Consider the following 25,540-nt stretch of genomic DNA (forward strand, 5'->3'; position numbering starts at 1 on the left):
GTACCGCTTTTTAGTCCAATTGCACGGCCGCGCGGACCGCCTCGCGCAGCAGGGCGCGGCGGCGCTCGTGGTCCTCGGCCGGCTCCGCGGGCGTCGCGGCGTAGAACGCGCTCGCCGGCGACCACGCACACGCCATGCCCAGGACCAGCGCGAACAGGTCGCTCGGGCGGCCGGGCCGGAGCAGTCCGGCGGCCTGTGCCCGGGCGATCGCGAGCAGCTTCGGCTCGTCCTCGGGCCGGTCGTCGCCGAGCCGCCCCTCCGAGCGCCGCTCCAGGCGCAGCCAGGTGGTGAGGCGGATCAGCTCGGGGTGGCGCAGGTTCTCGTCGTACATCGCGACGGCGAACCCGGGCAGGTCGGTCGCGTCGAAGGTCACGGCCTCCATCAGGCGGTCGACGCGGTCGGCCACGACGGCGTCGAACAGGCCGTCCTTGCCGCCGTAGTACCCGTACAGCTGGGCCTTGTTCGTCAGTGCCGCGGCGACGATCCGGTCGATGCGGGCGCCCGCGATGCCCCGCTCCGCGAACTCCTCGGTCGCCGCGTCGAGAATGCGGCGGCTCGTGGCGGTGCCGCGCGCGGTGGTCGGGAGCTCGGGCATGCGTCCACGATAACAAACAGACCGGTTGGTCTGCCGTTGTGCTACGGTCGAAACAGACCGACTGGTCTGTCTGCTCCCCCGAGAGGACTTCGCGACATGCGCACCACCACCGCCTGGCAGGGCTCCGGCCCGGGCGCCGCGCTCCAGCGGGCCGCCATCGAGCGCCGCGACCTGCGCGCCGACGACCTCGCCGTCCGCATCGACCACTGCGGCGTCTGCCACAGCGACCTGCACGCGCTCAGCGGCGCCATCGGCAAGCCCACCGAGGGCATGGTCGCGGGCCACGAGTTCACCGGCACCGTCACCGCCGTCGGGGCCGCCGTCACCGGTTTCGAGCCGGGCGACCGGGTCGCCGTCGGCACCATCGTGGACTCCTGCGGCGACTGCGCGATGTGCGCGGCCGGCCAGGAGAACTACTGCCTGCGCGGCGCCACCAGCACCTACGGCGGCAAGGACCGCGTCGACGGCTCGATCACCCTCGGCGGGTACAGCCGCGAGTACGTCCTGCGCGCCAAGTTCGCCTACCCGCTGCCCGCCGCCCTCGACCCGGCGGCGGCCGCCCCGCTCATGTGCGCCGGCATCACGATGTGGGAACCGATGCGCGCGGCCGGAATCGGCGCCGGATCCCGGGTGGCGATCGCCGGGCTCGGCGGGCTCGGGCACCTCGGGGTCAAGCTGGCCGTCGCGCTGGGGGCGGAGGTGACGGTGCTCAGCCGTACCCCGGACAAGGCCGGCGACGCCCGCGCGCTCGGCGCCGCCGACCTGCTCGTGACGACCGACGACGCCGACCTGGCCAGGGCGACCGGCCGGTTCGACCTCATCCTCGACGCCATCCCGGCCCCGCACGACCTGGCCCCGCTGCTGCGCCTGCTCGCCCTGGACGGCACGCTGAGCGTGGTCGGCTACCCGCGCGAGGTGCAGGTCCAGCTGATGCACCTCACCTACGGCCGCAAGAACCTGTCCTCGTCCGGCACCGGCGGCACCAAGCACACCGCGGAGCTGCTCGGGTTCGCCGCCGAGCACGGCATCACGGCCGACGTGGAGGTCCTGCCGTCCGCCAAGGTCGACGAGGCGCTCGCGCGGCTGAAGCAGGGCGACGTCCGGTACCGCATCGTGCTCGACCTGTCCGATCTGGACTAAAGCGGCGCCGGCGCTCCGGCCTCGATCAGGCGCGCGATGCCCTTCGGGGCCATCGGCCGCGCGAAGTGGTAGCCCTGCGCCGTGCGGTAGCCCAGCGCGGCGAGCCGGTCGGCCTGCTCCTGCTGCTCCACGCCCTCGGCCACGATGTCCAGCCCGACGATGCGGGCCAGCGCCAGCACCGCCGCCGGCATGGTGCCGCGCCGGCCGGTCTCGTCGCGCTGGACGAAGGAGCGGTCCAGCTTGAGCTCGTCGACCGGCAGGTCCTGCAGCAGCGTCAGCGAGGACTGGTCGGTGCCGAAGTCGTCGAGGGCGACCCGCACGCCGAGCGCGCGCAGCTCCTCGAGGCGGACCGCGGCCGGGCCGAGCGCGATCGCGGCGCTCTCGGTGATCTCGACGGTGAGCCGGTGCGGGGGCACGCCGAAGTCGGCGAGGGCGGCGGCCACCGTGTCGGTGAACCCGGCCGCGGCGAGCTGGCGGCCCGAGACGTTGACGTGCACCACGCGCGGCGCGTCCGGGCCGAACTCGGTGATCCACGCGGCCAGCTGCCGGCACGCCTCGCGCAGCACCCACTCGCCGAGCGGGACGATCAGGCCGGTGCGCTCGGCGACCGGGATGAACTCGATCGGCGGCACGGCCCCGCGGGTCGGGTGCGCCCAGCGCACGAGCGCCTCGACGCCGGACAGGCGGCCCTCGTCGAGGGTCACGATCGGCTGGTACTCCAGGAAGAGCTCGCCGCCGAAGATGGCCTGGCGCAGCTGGGCGCCGAGGGCCGCCGAGCCCGCGACCGCGCCGGACATACCGGGGACGTAGCGGCGGTACCCGCTGCCGCCGTCGTGCTTGGCCGCGTACATGGCGATGTCGGCCAGCCGCAGCAGCTCGCCCGGCGCGTCGCCGGTGCGGCCGTCGGCGATGCCGATGCTGGCCCGCACCAGCAGCTCGTGGCCGTCGGCGAGGACCGGCTCGGCGAGGGCGGCGACCATGCGCTGGGCGACCAGTTCGGCCTGGGCCGGGTCGATGGCGTCGAGCAGCACGACGAACTCGTCGCCGCCCAGGCGGGCCACCAGATCCCCGGGGCGCACGCTCGCGGCCAGCCGCGCGGAGACGGCCACGAGCAGCGCGTCGCCCGCCCCGTGCCCGAGCGTGTCGTTCACGATCTTGAAGTCGTCGAGGTCGACCAGGGCCACGCTCACCGGCCGCACCGAGCTGCCGCCGAGCACGCCGGCCAGCCGCTCGTTGAACAGCGCCCGGTTCGGCAGCCGGGTCAGGGCGTCGTGGGTGGCGTTGAAGTCCAGCTGGTCCAGCAGGTCGGTGTTCTCCCGGAACGCGGTCACCTGGCGCCACACGACCAGCCCGGTGAGCACCACGGCGGCCGTCGCGGTCACGGCCAGGTCGTCGGCGCCGTTCGAGATCGAGCCGAGCAGCAGCGCGTCGATGGCGCCGACGGCGAGGTACGGCAGCACGCTGAACGGCCGCCGCGACACCGCGATCGCCGTCTCCGGCGCGGCGAGCGTGCGGAACTGCCGGCGCACCGCGATCGGCACCACCGCCAGCACCACCGGCACCGTGACCTGCGGCAGGCTCAGGTGCGGCTGGTCGACGATGAACCGCTGGGCCACCCCGCTGAGGGCACCCGCGAACAGGCCGCCGCCAAAGAGGTGCAGCGCGCCGCGGGCGACGAACACGTGCCCGGACAGCGCGACCTTGACGATCACGAAGACGGTGACGAGCTCCAGCACCAGCGTGAGGCCGGCGACGGCGAGGGAGGCGGCCTCGTACCCGCTGCTCTCCAGCAGCGGCCGCGTCTGGTAATGCCAGATGAACACCGCGGCCGCCACGATCACCGTCGACGCGTCCAGGCCCACGCGCAGCCGCTCGTCCCGGCTCATCGCGCCGGATGGCAACCGCCACAACGACCACAGCAGCACCAGTACCGCCGAGCCGTACGCCGCCACCGTCACCGACGACAGCGCCTGGCTGGGCACCGGCCCGCCGATCGCGTCCCGCGCGTTGAGCACCAGGCCGAGCCCGGCCAGCGCCGCGGTCAGCGCCAGCCCGCGCCAGAACCGCCGGGTCGGCACCGCGAACGCCCGCGCCCGCGCCACCTGCGCCGCGGCGAGCACCGGCATCACGATCGACAGCACCGCCGGCAGCCACATCAGCCACAGCGGAATCCGCGCTGCACCCCAGTTCACCGCGAACGCGCCCGCGGACCACACGGCGAGCAGCACCGATCCGAGCACCGCGCGGTCGAGCCTCTTGCCGGCCATCCGTTTCACCATCCCAGTCAGAGCAACGTCGTCCCATCGGCGGACGGACCGAGTCGCCTGAGCGCAGAACGGTTTGCACTTCGTTTCGCTGCCGGTGCACGGGGCAGGCGGTGCCCATGCCCCACCTGGTACTGACGGCTACGCGAGCGAGCACGGGCTCGCCCCGGTTCTGACGGCTACGCGAGCAGCGCCCGCGCGGCGGCGGCGATGTGGTCGGCGTCGATGCCGGCCCAGGCCATGAGCTCGGGGCCGGTGCCCGAGCCCGGCATCTCCCGGACGGCGAGGTGTGCGACGTGCAGCTCGGCGACGCCCGAGGTGACCAGGCCGTCGATGACCGCGGAGCCGAGCCCGCCCTCCGGGTGGTGGTCCTCCGCGACCACGATCCGGCCGCCGGTGGCGCCCGCGGCCGTGGCGAGGGTCTCCATGTCGAGCGGCTTGATGGAGTAGGCGTCGATCACGCGGGCCTGGATGCCGGTGGTGGCCAGCAGCTCGGCGGCGGCCAGGCAGGCGTGCAGGGTCACGCCGGTGCCGACGAGGGTGACCCGGTCGCGGTCGCTGTGCCGCAGGAGCTTCGCGCCGCCGATCGGGAACGTCTCGCCGTCGTGGTACAGGACGGGGTAGGCGCCGCGGGTGGTGCGCAGGTAGCTGATCCCCGGGTTGGCGGCCATGGCGTTGGTCAGCGCGACGGCGCTCGTGCCGTCGGCCGGGCAGAGCACCGTCGAGCCGTGCACGGCGCGGAACATGGCGAGGTCCTCGAGGGCCATCTGCGACGGGCCGTCGGCGCCGATCTCGACGCCCGCGTGCGAGCCGGCCAGGCGCAGGTCGACGCCGCTGATGGCGCCCATCCGGATGAAGTCGTGGGCGCGGGTGAAGAACGCGGCGAAGGTCGAGGCGAACGGCTTGTAGCCGCGCACGGCCAGGCCGGTGGCGGCGGCGACCATCTGCTGCTCGGCGATGTACATCTCGAAGTAGCGGCCGGGGTAGGCCTCCGCGAACTCGTCGGCGTAGGTCGAGTTGCTCACCTCGCCGTCGAGGGCGACCACGCGCGGGTCGCTGGCGCCGAGGGCCACCAGGGCGTCGCCGTACGCCTTGCGCGTGGCGACCTTCGCGCCGAGCTCGTACGCCACCGGGGCGGGCGACCCGGCCGGGGCGGCGCCGCGGCGGCCGCCGTCGCCGGAGGGGCGGGGGCCGCGCAGGGTGAGGTCGCGCTCGCCGCCGAGCTCGGCGATGGCGCGGCGGGCCATGTCGGGCGGCAGCGGCTTGCCGTGCCAGCCGTTCTGGTTCTCGATCTCGGAGAAGCCCTTGCCCTTGACGGTCTTGGCCAGGATCACGGTCGGCGCGTCGCCGGGGTCGGTGGCCTCGGTGAGGGCGTCGTCGACGGCGGCCAGGTCGTGCCCGTCGACGGCGATGACCCGCGCGCCGAAGGCGTCGGCGCGGGCGGCGTAGGCGTCGAGGTCCCAGCCGAGGTCGGTCTCGCCGCGCTGGCCGAGCCGGTTGACGTCGACGATCGCGATGAGGTTCGACAGCCGGTAGTGCGACGCCTTGTCCAGCGCCTCCCAGATGGAGCCCTCGGCCATCTCGCTGTCGCCGCACAGCACCCACACGCGGTAGGGCTCGCGGTCGAGGTACTTGCCGGCCAGGGCGACGCCGACGCCGTCGGGCAGGCCCTGGCCGAGCGAGCCGGTGGCCACGTCGACCCAGGGCAGGATCGGCGTGGGGTGGCCCTGCAGGCGCTGGCCGAAGCGGCGGTACCCGTGGATGAGCTCCTCGTCGCCGACCACGCCGACGGCCTTGAAGACCGAGTACGCCAGCGGGGACGCGTGGCCCTTGGAGTAGATGAGGTGGTCGTTGCGCGGGTCGTCCGGGTGGTCCCAGTCGTAGCGCAGGTGCCGGGCGACGAGCACGGCGAGCAGGTCGGCGGCCGACATGCTCGATGTGGGGTGGCCGGAGCCGGCGCTGGTGGAGGCGCGGATCGCGTCGACGCGCAGCTGGGCCGCGAGCTCGGCGACGGTGTCCAGGCCGATGTCCGCCCTCGTGATCGTGGTCATGCGCGGTGCCCTACCCGCGCCGCGCGGGACGGTGAGCGAGGGAACGGGTGAAAAGACTCCTTGACAAGATTCTGAAAAGGTTTGCAGAATCGCGGTAATCGATGGGAGGCATCGATGCCGGTAACGATCAAGGATGTGGCGCGCGCCGCCGGGGTGTCCGCGTCCACGGTCAGCCGGGCCCTGGCCACCCCCGACCTGGTGCGGGCCGGCACCCGGCTGCGCGTGCAGCAGGCCGTGGCCGCGCTCGACTATCACCCGAACCGGGCCGCCCGCGGGCTGATCACCGGGCGCACCGGCAACCTCGGGCTGCTCGTGCCCGATCTGGCCAACCCGTTCTTCCCCGGCGTGGTCAAGGGCGTGCAGGCCCGGGCCCGGGAGTTCGACTACGCCGTGTTCCTCGCCGACACCGACGAGGACGCCACCGCCGAGGCCGGGCTGGTGCGCAACCTCAGCAAGCAGGTCGACGGGCTCATCCTGTGCTCGCCGCGGATGGGCGAGGACGAGGTCCGGGCCCTGGCCGGGGACACCCCGATCGTGCTGCTCAACCGCCGGGTCGGGCGGATGCCGTCGGTCACCGTGAACAGCGCCGACGGGCTGCGGCACGCGATCGGGCACCTGACGGCGCTCGGGCACCGGCGCGTCGCGTACGTGCCGGGACCGAAGAACTCGTGGTCGAACCGGGAACGTTTGCGGGCGCTGCGGCAGGTCGCGGCGGCCGCCGGCGTCGAGCTCATCGAGACCGGCAACGTGGCGCCGCGCTTCGCCGGCGGTGTCGCCGCGGCCGACCAGGTGCTGGCCACCGGGGCGACGGCCGTCTTCGGCTACAACGACCTGGTCGCGATCGGCATGCTCAGCCGGTTCGCGGCGCGCGGCGTCGCCGTGCCCGGGCGGATCAGCGTCATGGGCTTCGACGACATCGTGCTCTCCGAGATGGTCAGCCCGGCGCTGACCACCCTCGCCCAGCCCAAGGAGCAGACCGGCAAGGCCGGCGTGGACCTGCTCCTGCAACTGCTCGACGACCCCGCCCACCCGGTCCAGCGCCGGGAACTCGAGTCACACCTGATGGTTCGCGACAGCACCGGAGCCGCCTCGCAATGAGCGACAGCACCGGAGCCGCCCCTCAGTGAAGGGAATCCCGCCATGTCCCTCACCAGCAGTACAAAACGAGCGCTTGTGCTTGTGTCAGTCGTCGCCCTCGCCGCCTGCGGCGCGCCCGACAAGCCCGCCGGCACCACCGCCGAGAGCGGCGGCACCGTCCCCGACACCCCGAGCGCCCCGGTCAGCCTCAACATCCTCGACGTGGCCGGCAACCTGCAGCTCACCCAGGGCATGATCGACGAGTTCACGAAGGCGAACCCGAAGGTCATCTCCAAGGTGACGTACTCCAAGGCCACCGCCCCCGAGCTCGCCGGCAAGATCAAGGCCCAGCAGGACGCCGGCCGGGTCGACATCGACCTGGTCCTCACCGGCGTCGACGGCCTCGCCGCCGGGATCGACCAGAACCTGTGGCTGCCGATCGCGGGCAAGACCAGCGCCGACTACCTGCCCGGCGCGGCCGCGATGCAGAAGCTGGCCGGCGAGTTCGGCGTCACCGTCACGTACTACCCGTCCGGCCCGCTCATCGAGTACCTCCCGGCCAAGGTGCCCAGCCCGCCGAAGTCCGCGCAGGAGCTGCTCGAGTACGCCAAGGCCAACCCGGGCGCGGTGCAGTACGCGCGGCCCGCCAACTCCGGCCCCGGCCGCACGTTCCTGATGGGCCTGCCGTACCTGCTCGGCGACAAGGACCCCAAGGACCCGACCGCCGGCTGGGAGAAGACCTGGGCGTACCTGGCCGAGCTCAACAAGTACGTGACGCTGTACCCGTCCACCACCAGCGAGACGATGAAGAGCCTGGCCAACGGCTCGGCGAAGATCATCGCCAGCACGACCGGCTGGGACATCAACCCGCGCGTGCTCGGCCAGGTGCCCAAGGAGGCGGCGATCGGATCGCTGCAGGGCTTCCACTGGGTCACCGACGCGCACTACGTGACCGTGCCGAAGGGCGTGTCGGCCGACAAGCAGTCCGCGATCCTGCTGCTGCTCAAGTCCATGCTCACCAAGGAGCAGCAGGCCAAGGCGTACGACAAGGGGTACTTCTACCCGGGCCCGGCGGTCAAGGACGTGCCGCTGTCCCTCGCGCCCGCCGACAGCCAGAAGGCCATCGCCGACTTCGGCCGGCCCGAGTACGAGTCGCTGATCGCGAACAACCCGCTCGAGACGCCGCTGGACGCCAAGGCGCTGGTGGCCGCGTTCGACAAGTGGGACCGCGAGATCGGCGGCGCGAAGGTGAACAAGTGACCACGTTCGACACGTTGCGGCTGGATGGCGTGACCCGGCGGTTCGCCGGGCACGCCGCCCTGGCCGGGCTCAGCCTGGACATCCGCAAGCACGAGTTCATCGCCCTGCTCGGCCCGTCCGGCTGCGGCAAGTCCACCGCGCTGAACTGCCTGGCGGGCCTGCTGCCGCTGTCGGACGGCAGCATCTGGCTCGACGAGCGCCGCCTCGACACCCTGCCGCCGGAGCGGCGCGGCTTCGGCATGGTGTTCCAGAACTACGCGCTGTTCCCGCACCTGAGCGTCCGTCGCAACATCGCGTTCGGGCTGCAAATGCGGCGGCTGTCCCGCGACGAGATCCGGCGGCGCACCGACGAGGCGATCCGGCTGGTGCGCCTCGAGGACCACGCGGCCAAGCTGCCCGGCCAGCTCTCCGGCGGCCAGCAGCAGCGCGTCGCGATCGCCCGCGCCGTCGTCGTCTCGCCGTCGCTGGTGCTGATGGACGAGCCACTGTCCAATCTGGACGCGAAGCTGCGGCTGGAGATGCGCACCGAGATCCGGCGGCTGCACCAGCGCCTCGGCCTCACCACGGTGTACGTGACGCACGACCAGGAGGAGGCGCTGTCCCTGGCCGACCGGCTCGTGGTGCTGCGCGACGGGCGGGTGCAGCAGATCGGTACACCCGAGGAACTGCACACCCGGCCCGCGAACCCGCACGTGGCCGACTTCATGGGCTTCCGCAACCTGCTCCAGGCCCGGGCCGAGCACGTCGCCGGAGACCAGGTCCGGATCAGGATCGAAGACCAGACCTTCTCCGGTACCGCCATGAGCGACATCAGTCCCGGCGACCCCGTCATCGCGGCGGCCCGCCCCGAGGACCTCGCCCCGGCCGAGGACGGGCTGCGGTGCGTCGTGGAGGTCGTGGAGTACCAGGGAAGGGAAATGGCCGTCGAGGCACGCAGCGCGGCCGGGCTCCTGCTGCACCTGCGCACCACCGCGCGGCTGGCCCCCGAGGACCCCGTCGGCCTGACGTTCAGGAACCTGCTCGTCTACAAGGCGGCGTGATGGTCGCCCTCAAGCACCGCCTCGCCGAGCGCGGCGTCGACCGGCAGCTGTGGCTGCTCGCCCCGGCCGCCGCGTTCGTGGTCCTGCTGTTCATCTACCCGTTCGCCTACGGCGTGGGCCTGTCGTTCCAGCCGGAGAAGGGCGGCCCGTTCGAGGCGTACCGCAGCTTCTTCGCCGACGCCTACGACCGCGACACGATCTGGATCACCCTGCGCATCGCGCTGCCGGCCGCGATCGTCAACGTGGCCGCCTCCGTCCCGATCGCGTACCGCATGCGCGGCCGTTTTCACGGAAAACGGGCCGTCACCACGCTGCTCGTCGTGCCCATCACGCTCGGCACCGTGCTCACCGCGCAGGGCCTGCTCAACTACCTCGGCCCGACCGGCTGGCTGAACCGCACGCTGCTCGACGCCGGCCTCATCGACACGCCGATCCGGCTCATCCACAACTCGTGGGGCGTGTTCCTGTCCCTCGTCATCACCGGCTTCCCGTTCGCGTTCCTGCTGGTGCTGTCGTACCTGTCCGGCATCGACCCCACCCTGGAGCGCGCGGCGGCCACCCTCGGCGCCGGCTGGTGGCAGCGGTTCCGGCGGATCACGCTGCCGCTGCTCGCCCCCGGCCTGGCGACCACGTTCTGCCTGACGTTCGTGCTGGCCTACAGCGTGTTCCCGTCGGCCGTGCTGGTCGGCGATCCGGCGGGAGAGACCCGGGTCATCGCCTTCGCCGCCTGGCAGGCCCGCTACCAGCACTACGACTTCGCCCAGGGTTCGGCCATCGCGATCGTGATGGGGCTGGTCGAGCTCGTCGTGATCGGGGCGGTGCTCGGGGCGCGCTCGCTGCTGTACACCGGACCGACGGGAGGCAAGGGATGAGCCGGCGGATCGTGGCCAGCCCCGCGGCCTGGCTCGTGTGGGGCGTCGTCATCTTCTTCATGCTCAACCTGGCCGGGGTCGTCGGCTCGGTGCTCGTCAGCTCGTTCGGGAAGCAATGGTTCGACACCTGGCTGCCCCAGGGCTATACGACGCAGTGGTACGCCCAGGCGTGGGACGAGTTCGGCCTGCTGCACGTGCTGCTGGTGACCCTGGAGGTCTCCCTGGCCGTCGTCGCGGTCTCGCTGCTGATCGGTGTCCCCGCCGCCTACGTGCTGGCCAGGCGCCGCTTCCCGGGGCAGCGCATCGTGTACCTCGCGTTCCTGCTGCCCATCCTCATGCCCCCGATGACGTACGGGATTCCGCTCGCCACGGTGCTGTACAAGTACGACCTCGCGGGGCACCTGTCCGGGGTCATCCTGGCCAACCTGGTCCCCTCGGTGCCGTTCGTCATCCTCACCATGACCCCGTTCATCGAGCAGATCGACCCGGCCGTGGAGCGCGCGGCCCGGATGTGCGGCGCCGGCACCCGCCAGGTGTTCACGCGGATCCTGGCCCCGCTGCTCGTGCCCGGCATCCTCGCCGCGTCGATCCTCGTGCTCGTGCGTACGATCGGCATGTTCGAGCTCACCTTCCTCACCGCCGACGAGGAGTCCTCGACGCTCGTCGTCAAGCTCTACGCGGAGATGGCCTCGCCGGGCATCCGCGCCCAGCAGTCCATCGACGCGATGGCCGTGGTCTACACCGCGACCATGCTCGTGCTGCTCGTCCTCGCGCTGCGGATCGTCAACCCGACCCAGCTCGTCGCCCGTGTCCAGGAAGAGGTCGACTGAACGTGCGCATCGCCGACGCCCGAGTGATCGTGACCTGCCCCGGCCGCAACTTCGTGACGCTGAAGATCGTCACCGACGACGGTGTCACCGGGGTCGGCGACGCCACCCTCAACGGGCGCGAGCTCGCCGTGGCCGCCTACCTGACCGAGCACGTGATCCCGGCGCTCATCGGCCGGGACGCGGCGCGGATCGAGGACACCTGGCAGTACCTCTACAAGGGCGCGTACTGGCGGCGCGGGCCCGTCACGATGTCGGCCATCGCCGCCGTCGACACCGCGCTGTGGGACATCAAGGGCAAGGTCGCCGGGCTGCCCGTCTACCAGCTGCTGGGCGGGCGGAGCCGGGAGGGCGTCACGGTGTACGGCCACGCCAACGCCGAGACCGTCGACGACGTGCTCGCCGAGGTGGCCCGCTACGCCGACCTGGGCTACAAGGCGGTGCGCGTGCAGACAGGCGTGCCGGGGCTCGACACCACCTACGGCGTCAGCGGCGACAAGCTGTTCTACGAGCCCGCCGACGCCGCCATCGCCTCCGAGGCCACCTGGTCCACCGAGGCGTACCTCAACCACGTCCCGTCGGTCTTCGCCCGCGTCCGCGCCGAGTTCGGGCCGCGGCTCAAGCTGCTGCACGACGTGCACCACCGGCTCACCCCGATCGAGGCGGCCCGGCTCGGCAAGAGCCTGGAGCCGCACGCGCTGACCTGGATCGAGGACCCGGTCCCGGCCGAGCTGCAGGAGGGCTTCCGGCTGATCCGGCAGCACACCACCACCCCGATCGCGGTCGGCGAGGTGTTCAACACCATCTGGGACTGCGAGCAGCTGGTGCGCGAGCAGCTCATCGACTACATCCGGGCCACGGTCGTGCATGCGGGAGGCATCACGCATTTGCGGCGCATCTTCGACCTCGCCGGGCTGTACCACGTCCGCACCGGCAGCCACGGCGCGACCGACCTGTCGCCGGTGTGCATGTCCGCCGCGCTGCACCTCGACCTGGCCGTGCCGAACTTCGGGCTGCAGGAGTACATGCGGCACACCCCGGAGACCGACGCCGTCTTCCCGCACGGGTACCGCTTCGAGGCCGGCTACCTGCACCCGTCCGAGGAGCCGGGGCTCGGCGTCCACATCGACGAGGAGCTGGCCGCGCAGTACCCGTACAAGCCGGCCGCGCTACCCGTCAACCGCCTCCTGGACGGCACCATGCACTCCTGGTGACGCCGGGAAGTCGCGGTCGGTGCGGGCCTCGGTGGCCAGCAGCGGCAGCGGCGCGGCGACGTAGAGGGCGGCGAGGACCCACATCGCCGTCCGGACACCGATTGCCGATGCCAGCAGGCCGGCGGTGGCCGCCCCGAGCGGTACCGTGCCGAACACGAAGATCCGGGAGGCGGCGGTGACCCGGCCCAGGAGGTGCCCGGGCACGAACGTGCCGCGGAAGGTCATCGTCATGACGTTGGCCATCGTGGCGCCGCCGAGGGCGACGACCGAGCCGGCGACGAACGGCGCCAGCCGCCAGCCGGGGCCGCCGAGCGGCAGCAGCAGGACGAACGGCGCCGCGGCGAGGCTCGCGACCAGGTAGGTGCGGGCGCTGCCGAAGCGCCGGGCGGCCTGCGCGGCGACGGCTGCGCCCGCGATCGCCCCGAGGCTGCCGGCGCCGATCGCCAGTCCCGCAGTGCCCGGGGCGACGCCTTCAGCCCGTACCAGAAAAATGACCCGGAGCGCGGTGAGGCCGAGCATCGCGAAGTTCGTGACCGCGGCCACCACGAGCATGGTCTTCAGCAGCCGCCCGCGCATGATGAAGCGGATGCCGTCGGCGATCTTGAACGTCGCCCGGTGGCCGCTGCGCGGCTCCGGCCCGGCGCGCAGCGCGAGCAGGCAGGCCGCCGACACCAGGAACGTGCCCGCGTCGAGGAGCACGCCGCTGACCGGGCCGGCCGCCTGCGCGAGGAGGCCGCCGAGGCCCGGCCCGGCCACCAGGGCGATCGACGCGGTGGTCTGCAGCCGGGCGTTGCTCTCCATGAGGTGCTCGGGCCCGACGAGATGCGGCAGGAACGCGTTGAACGCCACGCTGGTGAAGACCCCGGCGACCCCGGCGAGCAGCGCGGCCGCCAGCAGCAGGGGCATGGTGAGGATGCCGGTCCACGCGGCGATCGGCACGGCGACGAGCACGGCTGCGGACGCGAGGTCCGCGATCAGCAGCGTGCGGCGGCGCGGCCAGCGGTCGACCCACACCCCGGCCGGCAGCCCGATGAGCAGCCACGGGACCCAGGTCGCCGCGGTCAGCAGCGCGACCGGGGCCGGCCCGGCGTGCAGCGTCGAGACCGCCACCAGCGGCAGCGCCACGGACGTGACGGCCGAGCCCACCGCGCTCGTGGCCTGGCCGATCCACAGCAGGGCGAAGTTCCGGTTGCGCACTCGGCCGAGGAGAACACTCAAGGCAACCCACCTGCAACCGATTTGGCAGGCATGATCGGTTGGCTGGCGAACCGGGCGGTGCGCACGAAGGTGCTGCTCGTGGTCGCGGTCCTGGGGGTGGTGGCGCTGGCCGGCAGCGCCGTCGCGTCGGTGCGTCTGCACCAGGTCAAGGACGAGGCGGAGCGGCTCTTCGACCGGGGGCTGCTGCCCGTGGCGTACCTGAGCGACGTCCGCGACGATCTGGCGAGCGTGCGGATCAACGTGCTCAACAGCGTGATCAGCACCGACGCCGCCGCGAAGACCAAGTGGGAGCAGGCCTCGGCGGCCGCGGCGGAGCAGTTCGGCACGGATCTGACGAAGTACCGGGCCGCCAGCACGGACCCGGCGTCGGCCGACAAGCTGCGCACCGCGTTCCAGGCCTACGCCGACGCCATCGCGAACCAGCTCGTCCCGGCCAGCCGGTCCGGGAACACCGCCGAGGTCGAGCGCGTCCGCGACGAGGTCACCGCGCCCCTGGCCACCACCACGTTCAACCTGATCAACCAGCTGGGCCAGGCCGAACGGCAGGCCGGCCTGGCCCGCCAGCACAACGTCGGCCAGGCGTACCGCAACGCCCTCGCCTGGACGTGGAGCCTGCTCGGGGCAGGGCTGTTCCTGGCCGTACTGTTCGCGCTGGTGGTGGCGGCCCAGCTGGTGCGGGCCGTCACCGCCGTCGGGCACGTGGTGTCCGGGCTGTCCACCGGCGACCTGACCCGCACGGCCGACGTGCGGGGCCGCGACGAGCTCGGCGCCATGGCCCGCGCGCTCAACACCGCCATCGCCGGGCTGCGGGAGACGGTCGAGGCGGTGGGGGCGCGCAGCAGTACGCTCGCCGGCGCCGCCCACCAGCTCTCGGCGGTGTCGAACCAGATCGCGGCCAGCGCCGAGGAGAGCAGCAGCCAGGCCTCGGTCGTGTCGGGCGCCGCGGACGAGGTGTCCAGCAACGTGCAGACGGTGGCGGCCGGTACCGAACAGATGGGCGCGGCCATCGGCGAGATCGCCCGCAACGCCGCCGACGCCGCCCGGGTCGCCGGGAACGGGGTCGCGACCGCCCAGTCGGCCACCGACACGATCGACAGCCTCGGCCGCTCCAGCGCCGAGATCGGCAACGTGCTCAAGACCATCACCGCGATCGCCGAGCAGACCAACCTCCTGGCGCTCAACGCCACCATCGAGGCGGCCCGGGCCGGCGACGCGGGCAAGGGCTTCGCGGTCGTGGCCGGCGAGGTCAAGGACCTGGCCCAGGAGACGGCCAAGGCGACCGGCGACATCGCCGAGCGGATCGAGGCCATCCAGCGCGACGCCTCGGCCGCGGCCGCCGCGGTCACCGAGATCGCCGAGGTGATCGACCAGACCAACATGTACGCCACCACGATCGCGGCCGCCGTGGAGGAGCAGAGCGCCACCACCGGCGAGATGAACCGCAGCGTGGCGTTCGCCGCCGGCAACGCCGGGCAGATCGCCGAGAACATCACCGGCGTGGCCCGGGCCAGCCAGATCACCAACGACGGCGTCGTGCAGGCCCGCACCGCCGCCGACGAGCTGGCCCGCATGTCCGGCGAGCTGCAGCAGATCGTCGCCCGGTTCCAGCTGGTGTAGGGGGTCTGTTGGAGGAGGAGCCGCCGCTCACGCCCGCGGATCTCGAGGGCATCATCTGGCAGGTCTGGACCGCCTATCTCGGCACCAGCCCGACGGTGAGCGGCATCGACGACCCGCCCGGGACCGACGCCGAGATCACCGCCAGCGTCGGCGTCGCCGGTGCGTGGCTCGGCATGGTGGTGCTGCGCGGCGGCCTCGGCGCGGCGGCCGCGATCGCCGCCGAGATGCTGGAGCTGTCGGCGGTCAAGCCCGACGACATCCAGGACGCGACCGGCGAGCTGATGAACATCGTGGCCGGCAACGTGAAGAGCTTCCTGCCCAAGCCCAGCCACCTGGCCCTGCCCCAGGTCGTCGTGGGCCGCGCCGAGATCCTCTGGCCGGGCACCACCCTGCTCAGCCGGGTCCTGGTCCACTGGGACGGCCACCAGGTCACGGTCGAGCTCCTGGAGGGCAAGGCCCCTCAGCGCACCGGCACGTCCGCGGTCACCGTCGCCTGATCGAATTCGGACACCCGCAAGGTGATCGTGAGCTTCCACGTGCCCGGCAGCGGGAACGTGATGTTGCCCAGCCCCTGGTTCCCGGTGACGGTGAAGACCGGGTTGTCCATCGGCTCGACCCCGCGCTCGGGCAGCGCGGCGGTGACCGTCCACTGCTCGACGGGCAGCGGCCTGCCCTCGGGCGTGAAGACGAAGGCATGGAAGCTGTTGTACTCGCTGACGACCGCCGGGTACACCTCGAACTGGACCGCGTAGAGCGGACTGTTGAGGGTGGCCGCGAAGCCCTGCGCCCGGACGGCGGCCTTGGCCTCGAGGTCCGCCGTGCGGCCGGGGCTGAGCTGCACGAGGACGGCGCTGACGGCGAGCACGAGCGCGGCGGCGCCCGCCTCCAGGCCGACCGTGGTGCGCAGTCTAGCGGTTGTTCCGTTTTGTACCAGGCGGCGGGACCAGGCGGCGGCGAGCAGGATCAGCGCGACCAGGCCGACCTTGAGCAGGAGGGTCTGGCCGTACGCCGTGCCGGTGATCGCCGCCCAGCCGCCGATCTGGATCAGGGCCTGCAGGACGCCGGCCGCCACGAGCCAGTACACGGAGGCCATCGCCCACTTCGACCAGGACGGCAGGATGACGGCGAGCTCCCGCTGGTCGGCGCGGCGGAGGAGGACGGCCCAGAGGCAGATGAGGCCGCCGATCCACAGGCCCATGGCGGCGATGTGCACGACGTCGGCCACGACCACGACGGCCGTGTATGGCGACGCTATCGGATGCCCGGTGAGGGGCCAGGTCACGAGCATGGCGACGACGGCCGTCGTGAGTGCGACTTGCCTGGCTCCGCGCGTGATTTGCCGGATTTGTGTGGCTATGATGGCGAGCGCGGCCAACCTTGCGAGCAGGGTGATCCCGAACGGACTCGTCAGCACCTGCCCGAGCTCGCCGGGGGAGACGTTCAGCAGCGCCGACCCGGACGCGAGCGGCGCCTGCAGCCAGATGGAGGCCACGGTCCCGGCCCCGATCGCGACGATCCCGGCCCGCGCCAGGCGCAGCAGCGGTTCCCGGTTCAGGCGGCGGGGGTACCAGAGGGCGAGCATCACCGCCGGCCCGATCAGCAGCACGAGGCCGGCGTACCCGGCGTACTTGGCCACGGGAACGGCGACGACGACGATCGGATCGGTCCCGACCGGTTCGGTGCCGGCCGCCGGTTGCGAGGGCGCCCCGACCGAAAACATGAAGGATCCCGCAACAGGATGACTGTCCCCGGAGATGACCCGGTAACTGACCACGTACGTCCCGACCGGCGGATCGGCGTCACGCAACTTGACGAGCAGTCCACCGTCGACCGCGGCCGGGTCCCCGTCGTTGCGCCGCTTGCCGTCGGGCCCGACGACCTGCGTCCTCCCGGGCACCATGCGGACCGCCTCGTTGAACTCGAGCCGGATCTCCTTGGGCAGGCTCGGCAGTACGGTCCCGGCCATCGGGCTCGTGGTGGTCAGCACGGCATGGGCAGCGGCGGGCCGGGCGGGCGCGATCAGCAGGGCGAGGAGGCCGAACGCCACTGCCAGCACCCACCACACAGCCCGCCGCATATCTCGTTGTACGGGACGCACTGCGGAAGAGTTCAAACGCAGAAGGGGCCCCCGCGGCGGGAGCCCCTTCTGCTGTGTCGCTTGGCTTAGCTGAGTGCGTCCTTGACGTCGTGGGCGGCGTCCTTGACCTTGTCGCCGGCCTGCTTCACGTTGGCCTCGTCCTGGTCGGCCTGGCCCTCGGCCCGCAGGTCCGGATCACCGGTGGCGGTGCCCCAGCCCTCCTTGGCCTGACCCTTGACCTCTTCCGCCTTGTGCTCGACCTTGTCCCCGAAGCTCATCGCCATCTCCCAGGTTCGCGTCTTGTACTGATACTGATGCCCGGGATCGACTGCCATAAACGGTGACTCAGTCCGCGGCGTCCGGGCGCAGGGCGGCCAGGGTCAGGTTCACCAGCCTGGTGCGGGCGGGCCGGGTGGCCGGCAGGTCGGTCGCGGCGCCCAGGGCGTGCAGCGCGAACGCGGCGAGTTCGGCGGCCGGCACGTCGGTGCGCGCCTGGCCGGCCTCGGCGGCGGCGGTGATCGCCTCGACCAGCAGCGCATGCACCTCGTGGCGGGCCCGGTGCAGGTGCTCGGCGCGGTGCAGCGGCACGGCGAGTTCGGGGCCGTGGTGCCGGGCGCCGCTCAGCTCGGCGTACGTGACCAGGACGGTCCGCAGCCGTGCCCCGGGGTCGGTCTCGTTGCCGGCGGCCGCGGTCAGCCGGGCGAGGTGCTCGCCGACCTGGCGCTCGTGCCAGGCGACGAGGATCGCCTCGACGTCCGGGAAGTACTTGTACAGCGTGGCCCGCCCGATCCCGGCCCGCGTGGCGATCTGCGACATGGTCACCGCGGCCAGTCCCGCCTCGGCGGCCAGGGCCGCGGTCGCGTCCAGGATCGCGGCGTGCACGGTGCGCCGATGCTCGTCGATCGTCGCGTTCCACAGCCTCGGCACCCATCCACCATACACAACGCCCTTAGTGCGACACAGTGTCTTGTAAAAAGACAACCTGTATCGCAAACTGGGCACCATGACTCCTCGATGGGTGAAGGCGTTCGCGATCGCCGGGGCCGTGCTGGCCGTGCTGGTGCTGGTCGCGCTGCTGACGGGACACGGGCCGGGCCACCACCTGCACCACGGGGCGGCGCGGTGATGCGCCCGTCCCTGCGCCGGCTCGGTCTCGTCCTGCACGTCGGCACCGCGGTCGGCTGGCTGGGCGCGGTGGCGGTCTCGCTCGCGCTCGGGATCGTCGGGCTGGCCGCGTCCGACGCGGGCGTGGTGCGGGCGGTGTACCTCGTGCTCGAACCGCTCGGCTGGGCCACCCTCGTGCCGCTCAGCGTGGCCGGGCTGGTGACCGGGGTGGTGCAGGCGCTCGGGACCCGCTGGGGCCTCGTCCGGCACTGGTGGGTGCTGTTCAAGCTGCTCATGAACCTGTTCGCGACCGGGATCCTGCTGCTGTACATGCAGACCCTCGCGATGCTCGCCGGGCTGGCCCGCGACCCGGCGGTGGGCGCGGGCGAGTTGCGGACCGCCTCGCCCGTCGTCCACGCGGCCGCGGCCGTGGCGCTGCTGCTGGTCGCGCTCGTGCTGTCGGTGTACAAACCGCGCGGCGTCACGCCCTTCACCTCGAGCGGCGACGCGTAGAGCCCGTGCTTTCGCCGCACCGCGGCGGCGTCGCGCCTGGCCCGCGGCGGCTCTCGGTGGCCTGTGCTCGTGCGCTGCTCATGGTGCCGTGCCGCTGGGTACTGTTGCAGCGGATGGGCGAGTTCGGCTACGTGTGGGCCTGGCGGCACCGGACGATCGGGCCGCCGTACCCGGTGTCGGCGCCCGTCACCGTGCCGTGGTTCGGGGACGGGATCGATCGGGCCGGGCGGCGGTGCCGGGTGCTCGCGGCCGGCAGCCGGAACAGCGTGCTCATCGAGTTCGAGGACGGTTTCCGGGTCGTCACCAGCCGGCGGGGGCTGCGCAAGGCCGCCGGGTAGTCATCACTGCGATGTAGGCGACGTCGTCATTCGAGCCGATGGCCCGGCCATGATCCCGGCGGGGAGAATGGCTCGATGCGCGTCACCGCGGCGACCGGGCCGCTTCCCCGGCCCTCACGGCGGGAGTGGGTGTTCGACGCGGCGCTGGCGGTGGCGGTCGGGGCGGTCGGCGTGCAGTACGCGTGGGAGCAGAGCCGGGCGCCCGTTCCCGTGATCGCGGCGGCAATTGCGGCCGCGGTGCTTGCAGTGCGGCGGCGGTACCCGCTCGCGGTGCTCTGGGTCGTCGCCGCCACGCTCGTCGTGGCCCCGGCGGAGCAGTTGCGGCCCGAGTTCTACGCCGCCGTCGTGGCCGCGTACTCGGCTGCCGCGTACAGCCCGTACCGAATCCCGGCGCTCGGCAGCCTCGCCGGTGTTGCCGTACTCGCGGCCGCGGCGCCCGATTCGTCGTTGCCCACCGTGCCGAACGAGTACGTGCCGTTCGCGATTCTCGTGCCGATCATCATCGCGGCGAACGGGCGGCGGGCCTGGCGGCAGCGGGCGGCTGCGGAGGCCGAGCGGGTGAAGGTACAGGAGCGGGCTCTTCTGGCTCGGGAACTGCACGACGTCGTCACGCACCACGTCAGCATGATGATCATCCAGGCCGGGGCGGCGCGGATCAGCCTGGCCAAGGCGCCGGAGCAGGCGGCCGGGGCGCTGCTCGCGGTCGAGGCGAGCGGGCGGGAGGCGATGGCCGACCTGCGGCAGGTGATGGGGTTGCTCGCGCCGCCCGCGTCCCCGCGACCCGGGTTGACCGGGCGGCTCGAGACGCTGGTCGAAGGTGTTCGCAGCACCGGCATCCAGATTTCGTACCGCACTGCCGGCGTTCCCCGCGGCCTGCCCGAGCCGGTGGAGCTCGCGGCGTACCGGGTCGTGCAGGAGGCGCTCACGAACACCGTCAAGCATGCCGAGGGCGCCGCCGCCGAGGTCGAGGTGCGCTTCGCGGCGGACGGGGTCACGGTCGAGGTCACCGACACCGGCGGCAGCGCGGGCGCCGCGGCCCGCACCGGTGGTACGCCCCGCACCGGCGCATCGGCCCGCACCAGCGGCTGGCTCGGCGCCGCGGCCCGCAGCGGCGGTGGACGCGGTCTCAAAGGGCTCCGTGCGCGGGTCGAGGCGCTGGGCGGCACGTTCGCGGCCGGACCGACCGCCGCCGGCGGGTTCACCGTGACCGCGACGTTCAGCCCAAAAAACGTGACCGCGGCCTTCAATTGAGAACCGTGACCGCGACCTTCAGCCGAAGACGTGACCGCGTCCCGTAGCTGAGAGCCGCGGCCGCGACGGTCAGGCGAGGACGGAAACCGCGACGTTCAGCTGAGGATCTGCTCCGCGCGGTCGCGGGCGGTGTACATGGACCACATGGTGTCGGCGATCGCGGCCGGGTCGATCTGGGGGAAGTCCGCCGCCGCGGCGCCGAACGTGCGGTGGGCGGCGCTGCCCGTGACCATCGCGCCGACGTGCACCACGCCCGCGTACACGCCGGTGCCGGCGAGCTCCTCGTGCAGGGCCAGCACCCAGTTGCGCGCCGCCGCCATCGACGGGCCCAGCGCGCCCAGCCGCGGCATCGGGTGGACCGCGGAAATGCCCTGGGCCAGCAGGAAAGCGCCGTTGCCGAGTTTCTGCCAGGTCGGCAACAGGTTTCCGACGAGCTCGATCGGGGTGAGCAGGTGCAGGTTCAGGTGGGCCTGCACCGTGGCCGCGTCCAGGGCGGCCATGGAGCCGAACAGGCCGGTGGTGATCGGCGCGTACTCCAGGACGTCGATCGGACCGAGACGTTGCTCGATCTGCTGGAGCATCGGCGGTACCGAGGCGGCGTTTGTGAGATCAGCCGGAAACGGGATTGCCTCGATTTCCTCGTCGGCCAGGGTCGCCGCCAAGGTGTGCAGGCGGTCGGCGGTGCGGGCGACCAGGGCGACCCGGAAACCCTCGCGGCCGAAGCGGCGGGCGACGGCGGTGCCCAGGCCGGTGCCGGCGCCGAGCACCGCGATGGTCCTGTCGGTCATGCTGCTCCTCAAGTTGAAGGTTGCCTCAACGTATTTCATAACTTGAGGGTGGCGTCAAGTTCGTGCGCCGTAGGCTTGGGCCGTGACGGAAGGGGTAAGGCTTCGTCGTGACGCGCAGCGCAACCTGGAGCGGCTGATGACGGCCGCGGCCGAGGCGTTTCGCGAGCGCGGGCTGCAGGTGCCGCTCGAGGAGATCGCGCAGCGGGCGGGGGTGAGCGCGGGCACGCTGTACAACCGGTTTCGCAATCGTGAGGCGCTGATCGATGCCGTGATGCCGGCCCTGGTCGAGGCCGGGGTGCGCGACGCGCTCGCTCGGGCGCAGGCGATCGAGGACCCGTGGGAGGCGCTGACGGTGTACGTCACGCTGGTCTGCGAGCTGCAGGCCGACAACCCCGCGCTCAACGACGCCGTCAGCCGCCGGTTCGCGGACGCCGAGGCGCTCACGGCCATGTGCGACGCGCAGATGGAGCACGCGCGCGGACTGTTGGAGCGGGCTCGAACGGCGGGTGCGCTGCGGCCGGACTGCACGGTCGAGGACCTCATGTACCTCTTCTGGTCGACCTCCACCATCGTGCGCGCCACCGCCGGGGTCGCCCCGCGGACCTGGCGGCGCGCGCTCGCGATCAACCTCGACGGGCTGCGGGCCCGGGCGGTGGGCGAACCGCTGCCCGAGCCGCCGCTGACCCCGGCGCAACTGCACGAGGCATTGCTCATGAAAGGGACGTACTGATGCGTTTTCGCAAGCTCGGCAGCTCCGACCTCGAAGTCTCGGAGATCTCGCTCGGCTCCTGGCTGACGTACGCGGGCGGGATCGAGGCCGACCAGACCCGCGCCTGCACCGAGGCCGCATTCGACGCCGGGATCAACTTCTTCGACACGGCCAACGTGTACGGCCGGGGTGCCGCCGAGGAGGCCTGGGGCGAGATCCTGGCCAAGCACCCGCGCGACTCGTACATCCTCGCGACCAAGGTGTGGGGCCAGATGTCCGACACCGACCAGGGGCTGTCCGGCGCGCAGATCGCCAAGCAGATCGACGCCTCGCTGCGCCGGCTGCGGACGGACCACGTCGACCTGTACCAGGCGCACCGCTTCGACACCTCGGTGCCGATCGAGGAGACCATCGAGGCGCTGCAGAAGGTGGTGGAGCAGGGCAAGGCGCGGTACCTCGGCTTCAGCGAGTGGTCGCCGGAGCAGATCCGGACGGCCATCGACATCGCCGGGCCGGAGCTGTTCGTGTCGTCGCAGCCGCAGTACTCGATGCTGTGGCAGGCCCCCGAGGCCGAGGTCTTCCCGCTGACGGCGAAGAACGGCATCTCCCAGATCGTCTGGTCGCCGCTGGCGCAGGGGGTGCTGACCGGGAAGTACAAGCCGGGCCAGCCGATCCCGGAGGGCTCCCGCTTCGCGAGCGACTCGATGAGCGGATCGAAGGAGCTCGTGCTGCGGGAGGAGTTCCTGGAGGCGGTACAGCGGCTGGTCCCGATCGCCGGCGGCCTCGGCGTGACCCTGCCGACCCTCGCCCTCGCATGGGTGCTGCGCCGCTCCGAGGTCGCCTCGGCCATCACCGGCGCGTCCCGCCCCGAGCAGGTGCACGCGAACGCGGCCGCGGCGGGCGTGGAGCTCAGCAACGACATCCTGGCCCAGATCGACGCGGCGCTCGGCGACGTCCCGATCAGCCGGCCGACCCTGGCCCCGTTCGCCCAGGAGGGGGTGCTCAGGCGAAGCTGACCTTCAACTGGCCGTCGCTGGTGAGCTCGACGTGCCCCTTGGGCGCGACGGGCGTGTCGCCGGCGTTGGTCGCCACCGTCGTACCGTCGTCCTGCCGAACCAGCTTCATGTCCCAGTGCGCGACACCGTCGGCGCAGGTGAACGCCACGCGCTCGCCGGCGTCGACGGTGTACGTGCACGCCGGTGCCTTCGCGAGCGCGACCTTGATGTCGGCGGCGAGCATCGTGACCGTCGCCCCGGCCGGGATCTCGACCGGCTCGGCGTCGGCCGGCGGCTCGACGGGGACGAAGTCACCCCGCTGGAACAGGTCGATCTCGGGACAGGTGGGCTGCGGCTCGAAATGCTGCTTCGCGCACAGTTCGAGCGCGGCCTTGATCGCGGCGTCCGCCTTGGCCTGCCCGTCCGCGGACAGACTCGGCGCGCCCAGGTTGACGGTGGCCGCCCCGGCGGGCCCCGGCACGGCTTGGGCGGTGCGCGCGTTGAACAGCACAGTGCCCTCCACGGCGACCGCGAAGGCACCCGGGAACGCGGGCCCGCCCTTGGCCGGATCGACGTCGATCCCGTTCACGGTGACCCTGGCCGCTCCGGTGCCCGGGATGACGAGCCGGACGAGCGGGGCCTCCAGCAGGTACCGGCGGCCCTGGCGCTGGGCCTTGAGCGTCTGGGTGACGGTGGAGCCGCCCGCCCGGTACTGCACCTCCATCGTGGCCGTGTCGCCCGCCTCGGTCACCTTGTTGATTGACATGTCCTGCGGTCGCAGCGCGGGATCACGCAGCGCGGCATCGCTCAGCAGCGGCGCCGCGGTCGGCAGGTCGGCGGCGAGGGAGGCCTTGTCGATGGTGCGCAGGGCCCCGGTCGCGTCCCCGGCGGCGAGGCGCCCGAAGTACTCCTGCGCGACGGACCGCGGGTTCGGCGTGAGCACCCGCCACACGAGCACCCCGCCGGCCGCGACGAGCGCGATGGCGAGCACCGCGGCCGCGACGGCGATCCGGCGCCGGCTCCGCCGAACTTCCGGCTCGGCCACGACCGGAACGGGCTCGTCGTCACGCTCGACCGCGTCGTCGTCCCCGGTCTTGTCCTCGTGCTCGACGATCGCTTCCGTCGCCGCGGGTTCCGGCGTCGCGACGGGTTCTTCCGGCGCGGGGGCGTCGGTCACGTGGCCCTCGTCTGTCGCCGCGGGTTCCGGCGTCGCGACGGGTTCTTCCGGCGCGGGGGCGTCAGTTACGTCGCCCTCGTCTGTCGCCGCGGGTTCCGGCGTCGCGATGGATTCCTCCGGCGGGCGCGCGTCGGACACGTCGCCCTCGTCCGTCGCCGCGGGTTCCGGCTTCTCGGTCCGTTCTTCCGGCGCGCGGGCGTCAGTCACGTCGCCACGGTAAGGGAGCCGGTTCCCGGGCCGCCGCCCCCGGCTCGCACATCGACGTCTGACCGTTATGCAGTCCGCCGCAGGAGCAAGGGCAACAGCACAAGGCCGCAGCTGTACGCGATGATGAGCGCGAATCCGCCCGTATGACCGTGTGCCTGCACGGCCGCGCCTCCCGCCAGGCCGGACAGCGCGATGCCGGCGGCGCTCAGGGCCGACATCAGCGCGAAGGCCTGCGTCAGGCGGGACTTGGGCACGCGCGCCTCGAGCAGGGTGCCGATGAGGATGATGACCGGGCCGACGCCGAGGCCGATGACGAACAACCCGGTGAACGGCTCCAAATGCATGAGCGCGGCCCCAATCGTCGCGAGCAGTCCCGCTCCGGCGAGGCGAGCCCAGGGCGGGACGGTCCAGCGGACGGTGCCGTACAGGGCGCTGGCCACCAGGCTGCCCACGCTCATGGTGAGGTAGTAGACGCCGGCCAGGGCGACGCGGTCCTGCTCGCGGGCCAGGGCGGTGACGGCGAGCTGGGTGGTGCCGAACAGCAGGCCGAGCAGGACGTTGGCGAGGCCGAGCGCGGCGACGGTACGCCAGACGGGTCTTTCGCCCTTCGGTTCTTGAGGTGCGGGCATCGTCGCGCGCTGGGCGGACAGGCCGAGGGTGGCGCCGACGACCAGGACGCAGGCGGCGGCCACGCCCGCGGTCGGGGTCAGCAGGGCCACGGCGCCCGACGCGGCCAGCGGGCCGGCGATGAACGCGGCCGAGTTGGCCAGGGACTCCAGCGAGAACGCGGTGTCGATGCGCGGGTCGCCGTGCAGCAGGTGGCTCCAGCGCGCGGCGGCGAGGGCGCCGAGCTGCGGGACGCTCGCGCCGGCGGCCACCGCGACCAGGGCGGCGAGCCAGACCGGGGCGGCGGTGGCCAGGACGGTGACAAGTCCCGTAAGTGCGGCCAGATGCGCGACGGCGATGAGCGGCAGGGCGCGGCGCTGGCCGGCCCGGTCGACGAAGCGGCCGACGACGGGGCCGCCGACCGCCTCGCTGGCCGCGAACGCTCCGCCGACCAGGCCGGCGCGGAGGTAGTCGTCGTAGCCGGACGCGGCGGCGAGGATGACGCTGAGGCCGTACATCGACACGCCGAGGCGGCCCAGGGCCGTGGTGGCGAAGAAGCCGGCGGCGCCGGGGATGCGCAGGACGGTGAGGTAGGCCAAC

At 72.6% G+C, this 25,540-nt stretch carries 25 protein-coding genes; 15 read left to right on the forward strand and 10 right to left on the reverse strand.

From position 1 onward, the window contains the following. Positions 1 to 10: 10 nt before the first annotated feature. Positions 11 to 595 (reverse strand): TetR family transcriptional regulator, encoded by a 585-nt coding sequence (locus ACQPZ4_RS22200; RefSeq protein ID WP_433064318.1) that lies wholly within the window; start codon positions 593 to 595, stop codon positions 11 to 13. Between the two features lie 96 nt (positions 596 to 691). Between ACQPZ4_RS22200 and ACQPZ4_RS22205 the strand changes: the two genes are divergently transcribed. Next, the gene (locus ACQPZ4_RS22205) at positions 692 to 1,735 is read left to right on the forward strand and encodes an NAD(P)-dependent alcohol dehydrogenase (RefSeq protein ID WP_433064320.1); all 1,044 of its coding nucleotides are present in this window, start codon (positions 692 to 694) and stop codon (positions 1,733 to 1,735) included. On the opposite strand, the gene ACQPZ4_RS22210 is transcribed toward ACQPZ4_RS22205, so the two are convergent. Both ACQPZ4_RS22210 and ACQPZ4_RS22215 read right to left on the reverse strand, forming a co-directional pair. Next, a complete protein-coding gene (locus tag ACQPZ4_RS22210) occupies positions 1,732 to 4,002 on the reverse strand; it encodes a putative bifunctional diguanylate cyclase/phosphodiesterase (protein WP_433064323.1) in 2,271 nt (756 codons plus the stop codon). The genes ACQPZ4_RS22205 and ACQPZ4_RS22210 overlap by 4 nt on opposite strands. Before the next feature lie 176 nt (positions 4,003 to 4,178). Further along, on the reverse strand, positions 4,179 to 6,050 hold the full coding sequence (locus tag ACQPZ4_RS22215; RefSeq protein ID WP_433064325.1) for a transketolase: 1,872 nt from the start codon (positions 6,048 to 6,050) through the stop codon (positions 4,179 to 4,181). A gap of 114 nt (positions 6,051 to 6,164) precedes the next feature. On the opposite strand from ACQPZ4_RS22215, the gene ACQPZ4_RS22220 reads away from it, so the two are divergent. The 6 genes from ACQPZ4_RS22220 (at position 6,165) to manD (ending at position 12,340) form a co-directional block, all read left to right on the forward strand. Beyond that, entirely contained in the window at positions 6,165 to 7,148 is a 984-nt protein-coding gene (locus ACQPZ4_RS22220; protein WP_433064328.1) for a LacI family DNA-binding transcriptional regulator, read from the forward strand. A gap of 75 nt (positions 7,149 to 7,223) precedes the next feature. Next, positions 7,224 to 8,387, forward strand: coding sequence for an extracellular solute-binding protein (locus ACQPZ4_RS22225; RefSeq protein WP_433064331.1), 1,164 nt, complete (start codon positions 7,224 to 7,226; stop codon positions 8,385 to 8,387). After that, positions 8,384 to 9,427 (forward strand): ABC transporter ATP-binding protein, encoded by a 1,044-nt coding sequence (locus tag ACQPZ4_RS22230; RefSeq protein WP_433064333.1) that lies wholly within the window; start codon positions 8,384 to 8,386, stop codon positions 9,425 to 9,427. Before ACQPZ4_RS22225 ends, ACQPZ4_RS22230 begins: the two co-directional genes overlap by 4 nt. Continuing rightward, on the forward strand, positions 9,427 to 10,299 hold the full coding sequence (locus ACQPZ4_RS22235) for an ABC transporter permease (protein WP_433066605.1): 873 nt from the start codon (positions 9,427 to 9,429) through the stop codon (positions 10,297 to 10,299). Before ACQPZ4_RS22230 ends, ACQPZ4_RS22235 begins: the two co-directional genes overlap by 1 nt. Then, complete coding sequence (locus ACQPZ4_RS22240) at positions 10,296 to 11,129, forward strand: ABC transporter permease (RefSeq protein WP_433064336.1); 834 nt, start codon at positions 10,296 to 10,298, stop codon at positions 11,127 to 11,129. Before ACQPZ4_RS22235 ends, ACQPZ4_RS22240 begins: the two co-directional genes overlap by 4 nt. A gap of 2 nt (positions 11,130 to 11,131) precedes the next feature. Beyond that, entirely contained in the window at positions 11,132 to 12,340 is a 1,209-nt protein-coding gene (manD, locus tag ACQPZ4_RS22245) for a D-mannonate dehydratase ManD (protein WP_433064339.1), read from the forward strand. On the opposite strand, the gene ACQPZ4_RS22250 is transcribed toward manD, so the two are convergent. Further along, entirely contained in the window at positions 12,296 to 13,537 is a 1,242-nt protein-coding gene (locus tag ACQPZ4_RS22250; protein ID WP_433064342.1) for an MFS transporter, read from the reverse strand. The genes manD and ACQPZ4_RS22250 overlap by 45 nt on opposite strands. 51 nt (positions 13,538 to 13,588) lie before the next feature. On the opposite strand from ACQPZ4_RS22250, the gene ACQPZ4_RS22255 reads away from it, so the two are divergent. Then, complete coding sequence (locus ACQPZ4_RS22255) at positions 13,589 to 15,175, forward strand: methyl-accepting chemotaxis protein (RefSeq protein WP_433064344.1); 1,587 nt, start codon at positions 13,589 to 13,591, stop codon at positions 15,173 to 15,175. Between the two features lie 8 nt (positions 15,176 to 15,183). Next, positions 15,184 to 15,672 carry a chemotaxis protein CheX gene (locus ACQPZ4_RS22260; RefSeq protein ID WP_433064347.1) on the forward strand — a complete coding sequence of 163 codons (489 nt, stop codon included), beginning with the start codon at positions 15,184 to 15,186 and terminating at the stop codon, positions 15,670 to 15,672. Here the strand turns inward: ACQPZ4_RS22260 and ACQPZ4_RS22265 are convergent. The 3 genes from ACQPZ4_RS22265 to ACQPZ4_RS22275 form a co-directional block, all read right to left on the reverse strand. Next, the gene (locus tag ACQPZ4_RS22265; protein ID WP_433064349.1) at positions 15,636 to 17,222 is read right to left on the reverse strand and encodes a copper resistance CopC/CopD family protein; all 1,587 of its coding nucleotides are present in this window, start codon (positions 17,220 to 17,222) and stop codon (positions 15,636 to 15,638) included. The genes ACQPZ4_RS22260 and ACQPZ4_RS22265 overlap by 37 nt on opposite strands. A gap of 116 nt (positions 17,223 to 17,338) precedes the next feature. After that, on the reverse strand, positions 17,339 to 17,587 hold the full coding sequence (locus ACQPZ4_RS22270; RefSeq protein WP_433064352.1) for a CsbD family protein: 249 nt from the start codon (positions 17,585 to 17,587) through the stop codon (positions 17,339 to 17,341). Between the two features lie 10 nt (positions 17,588 to 17,597). Next, positions 17,598 to 18,179, reverse strand: a complete 582-nt coding sequence (locus tag ACQPZ4_RS22275) for a TetR/AcrR family transcriptional regulator (protein WP_433064355.1) — start codon at positions 18,177 to 18,179, stop codon at positions 17,598 to 17,600. A gap of 76 nt (positions 18,180 to 18,255) precedes the next feature. Here ACQPZ4_RS22275 and ACQPZ4_RS22280 point away from each other — a divergent pair, with 76 nt between their 5' ends. From ACQPZ4_RS22280 to ACQPZ4_RS22295, 4 genes are all read left to right on the forward strand, one after another. Beyond that, positions 18,256 to 18,378, forward strand: coding sequence for a hypothetical protein (locus tag ACQPZ4_RS22280; RefSeq protein WP_433064357.1), 123 nt, complete (start codon positions 18,256 to 18,258; stop codon positions 18,376 to 18,378). Beyond that, a complete protein-coding gene (locus ACQPZ4_RS22285; protein WP_433066608.1) occupies positions 18,378 to 18,869 on the forward strand; it encodes a DUF2269 domain-containing protein in 492 nt (163 codons plus the stop codon). Before ACQPZ4_RS22280 ends, ACQPZ4_RS22285 begins: the two co-directional genes overlap by 1 nt. A 5-nt stretch (positions 18,870 to 18,874) precedes the next feature. After that, a complete protein-coding gene (locus ACQPZ4_RS22290; RefSeq protein ID WP_433064359.1) occupies positions 18,875 to 19,207 on the forward strand; it encodes a hypothetical protein in 333 nt (110 codons plus the stop codon). A gap of 75 nt (positions 19,208 to 19,282) precedes the next feature. Next, positions 19,283 to 20,458, forward strand: a complete 1,176-nt coding sequence (locus tag ACQPZ4_RS22295; RefSeq protein WP_433064361.1) for a sensor histidine kinase — start codon at positions 19,283 to 19,285, stop codon at positions 20,456 to 20,458. 95 nt (positions 20,459 to 20,553) lie between these two features. Here the strand turns inward: ACQPZ4_RS22295 and ACQPZ4_RS22300 are convergent, their stop codons facing one another. Beyond that, positions 20,554 to 21,246 (reverse strand): SDR family NAD(P)-dependent oxidoreductase, encoded by a 693-nt coding sequence (locus tag ACQPZ4_RS22300; RefSeq protein ID WP_433064363.1) that lies wholly within the window; start codon positions 21,244 to 21,246, stop codon positions 20,554 to 20,556. A gap of 82 nt (positions 21,247 to 21,328) precedes the next feature. Here ACQPZ4_RS22300 and ACQPZ4_RS22305 point away from each other — a divergent pair, with 82 nt between their 5' ends. Together ACQPZ4_RS22305 and ACQPZ4_RS22310 are read left to right on the forward strand one after the other, a co-directional pair. Next, a complete protein-coding gene (locus tag ACQPZ4_RS22305; protein ID WP_433064366.1) occupies positions 21,329 to 21,976 on the forward strand; it encodes a TetR/AcrR family transcriptional regulator in 648 nt (215 codons plus the stop codon). After that, positions 21,976 to 22,971, forward strand: a complete 996-nt coding sequence (locus ACQPZ4_RS22310) for an aldo/keto reductase family protein (RefSeq protein WP_433064369.1) — start codon at positions 21,976 to 21,978, stop codon at positions 22,969 to 22,971. Before ACQPZ4_RS22305 ends, ACQPZ4_RS22310 begins: the two co-directional genes overlap by 1 nt. Here ACQPZ4_RS22310 and ACQPZ4_RS22315 read toward each other — a convergent pair. Both ACQPZ4_RS22315 and ACQPZ4_RS22320 read right to left on the reverse strand, forming a co-directional pair. Next, a complete protein-coding gene (locus ACQPZ4_RS22315; protein WP_433064371.1) occupies positions 22,958 to 24,334 on the reverse strand; it encodes a hypothetical protein in 1,377 nt (458 codons plus the stop codon). The two genes, ACQPZ4_RS22310 and ACQPZ4_RS22315, sit on opposite strands and share 14 nt — an antisense overlap. A gap of 65 nt (positions 24,335 to 24,399) precedes the next feature. Next, complete coding sequence (locus tag ACQPZ4_RS22320) at positions 24,400 to 25,539, reverse strand: MFS transporter (RefSeq protein WP_433064373.1); 1,140 nt, start codon at positions 25,537 to 25,539, stop codon at positions 24,400 to 24,402. Between the last annotated feature and the right edge of the window lies 1 nt (position 25,540).

Source organism: Dactylosporangium sp. CS-033363 (assembly GCF_050942475.1).
Classification (GTDB): Bacteria; Actinomycetota; Actinomycetes; order Mycobacteriales; family Micromonosporaceae; genus Dactylosporangium.

Coding starts and splice junctions, on each gene's coding strand:
- ACQPZ4_RS22220 (WP_433064328.1), top strand. CDS start 6,165: ATGCCGGTAACGATCAAGGATGTGGCGCGCGCCGCCGGGGTGTCCGCG.
- ACQPZ4_RS22295 (WP_433064361.1), top strand. CDS start 19,283: ATGCGCGTCACCGCGGCGACCGGGCCGCTTCCCCGGCCCTCACGGCGG.
- ACQPZ4_RS22200 (WP_433064318.1), bottom strand. CDS start 595: ATGCCCGAGCTCCCGACCACCGCGCGCGGCACCGCCACGAGCCGCCGC.
- ACQPZ4_RS22285 (WP_433066608.1), top strand. CDS start 18,378: ATGCGCCCGTCCCTGCGCCGGCTCGGTCTCGTCCTGCACGTCGGCACC.
- ACQPZ4_RS22240 (WP_433064336.1), top strand. CDS start 10,296: ATGAGCCGGCGGATCGTGGCCAGCCCCGCGGCCTGGCTCGTGTGGGGC.
- ACQPZ4_RS22235 (WP_433066605.1), top strand. CDS start 9,427: ATGGTCGCCCTCAAGCACCGCCTCGCCGAGCGCGGCGTCGACCGGCAG.
- ACQPZ4_RS22210 (WP_433064323.1), bottom strand. CDS start 4,002: ATGGCCGGCAAGAGGCTCGACCGCGCGGTGCTCGGATCGGTGCTGCTC.
- ACQPZ4_RS22205 (WP_433064320.1), top strand. CDS start 692: ATGCGCACCACCACCGCCTGGCAGGGCTCCGGCCCGGGCGCCGCGCTC.
- ACQPZ4_RS22215 (WP_433064325.1), bottom strand. CDS start 6,050: ATGACCACGATCACGAGGGCGGACATCGGCCTGGACACCGTCGCCGAG.
- ACQPZ4_RS22270 (WP_433064352.1), bottom strand. CDS start 17,587: ATGGCAGTCGATCCCGGGCATCAGTATCAGTACAAGACGCGAACCTGG.
- ACQPZ4_RS22310 (WP_433064369.1), top strand. CDS start 21,976: ATGCGTTTTCGCAAGCTCGGCAGCTCCGACCTCGAAGTCTCGGAGATC.
- ACQPZ4_RS22255 (WP_433064344.1), top strand. CDS start 13,589: ATGATCGGTTGGCTGGCGAACCGGGCGGTGCGCACGAAGGTGCTGCTC.
- ACQPZ4_RS22300 (WP_433064363.1), bottom strand. CDS start 21,246: ATGACCGACAGGACCATCGCGGTGCTCGGCGCCGGCACCGGCCTGGGC.
- ACQPZ4_RS22280 (WP_433064357.1), top strand. CDS start 18,256: ATGACTCCTCGATGGGTGAAGGCGTTCGCGATCGCCGGGGCCGTGCTG.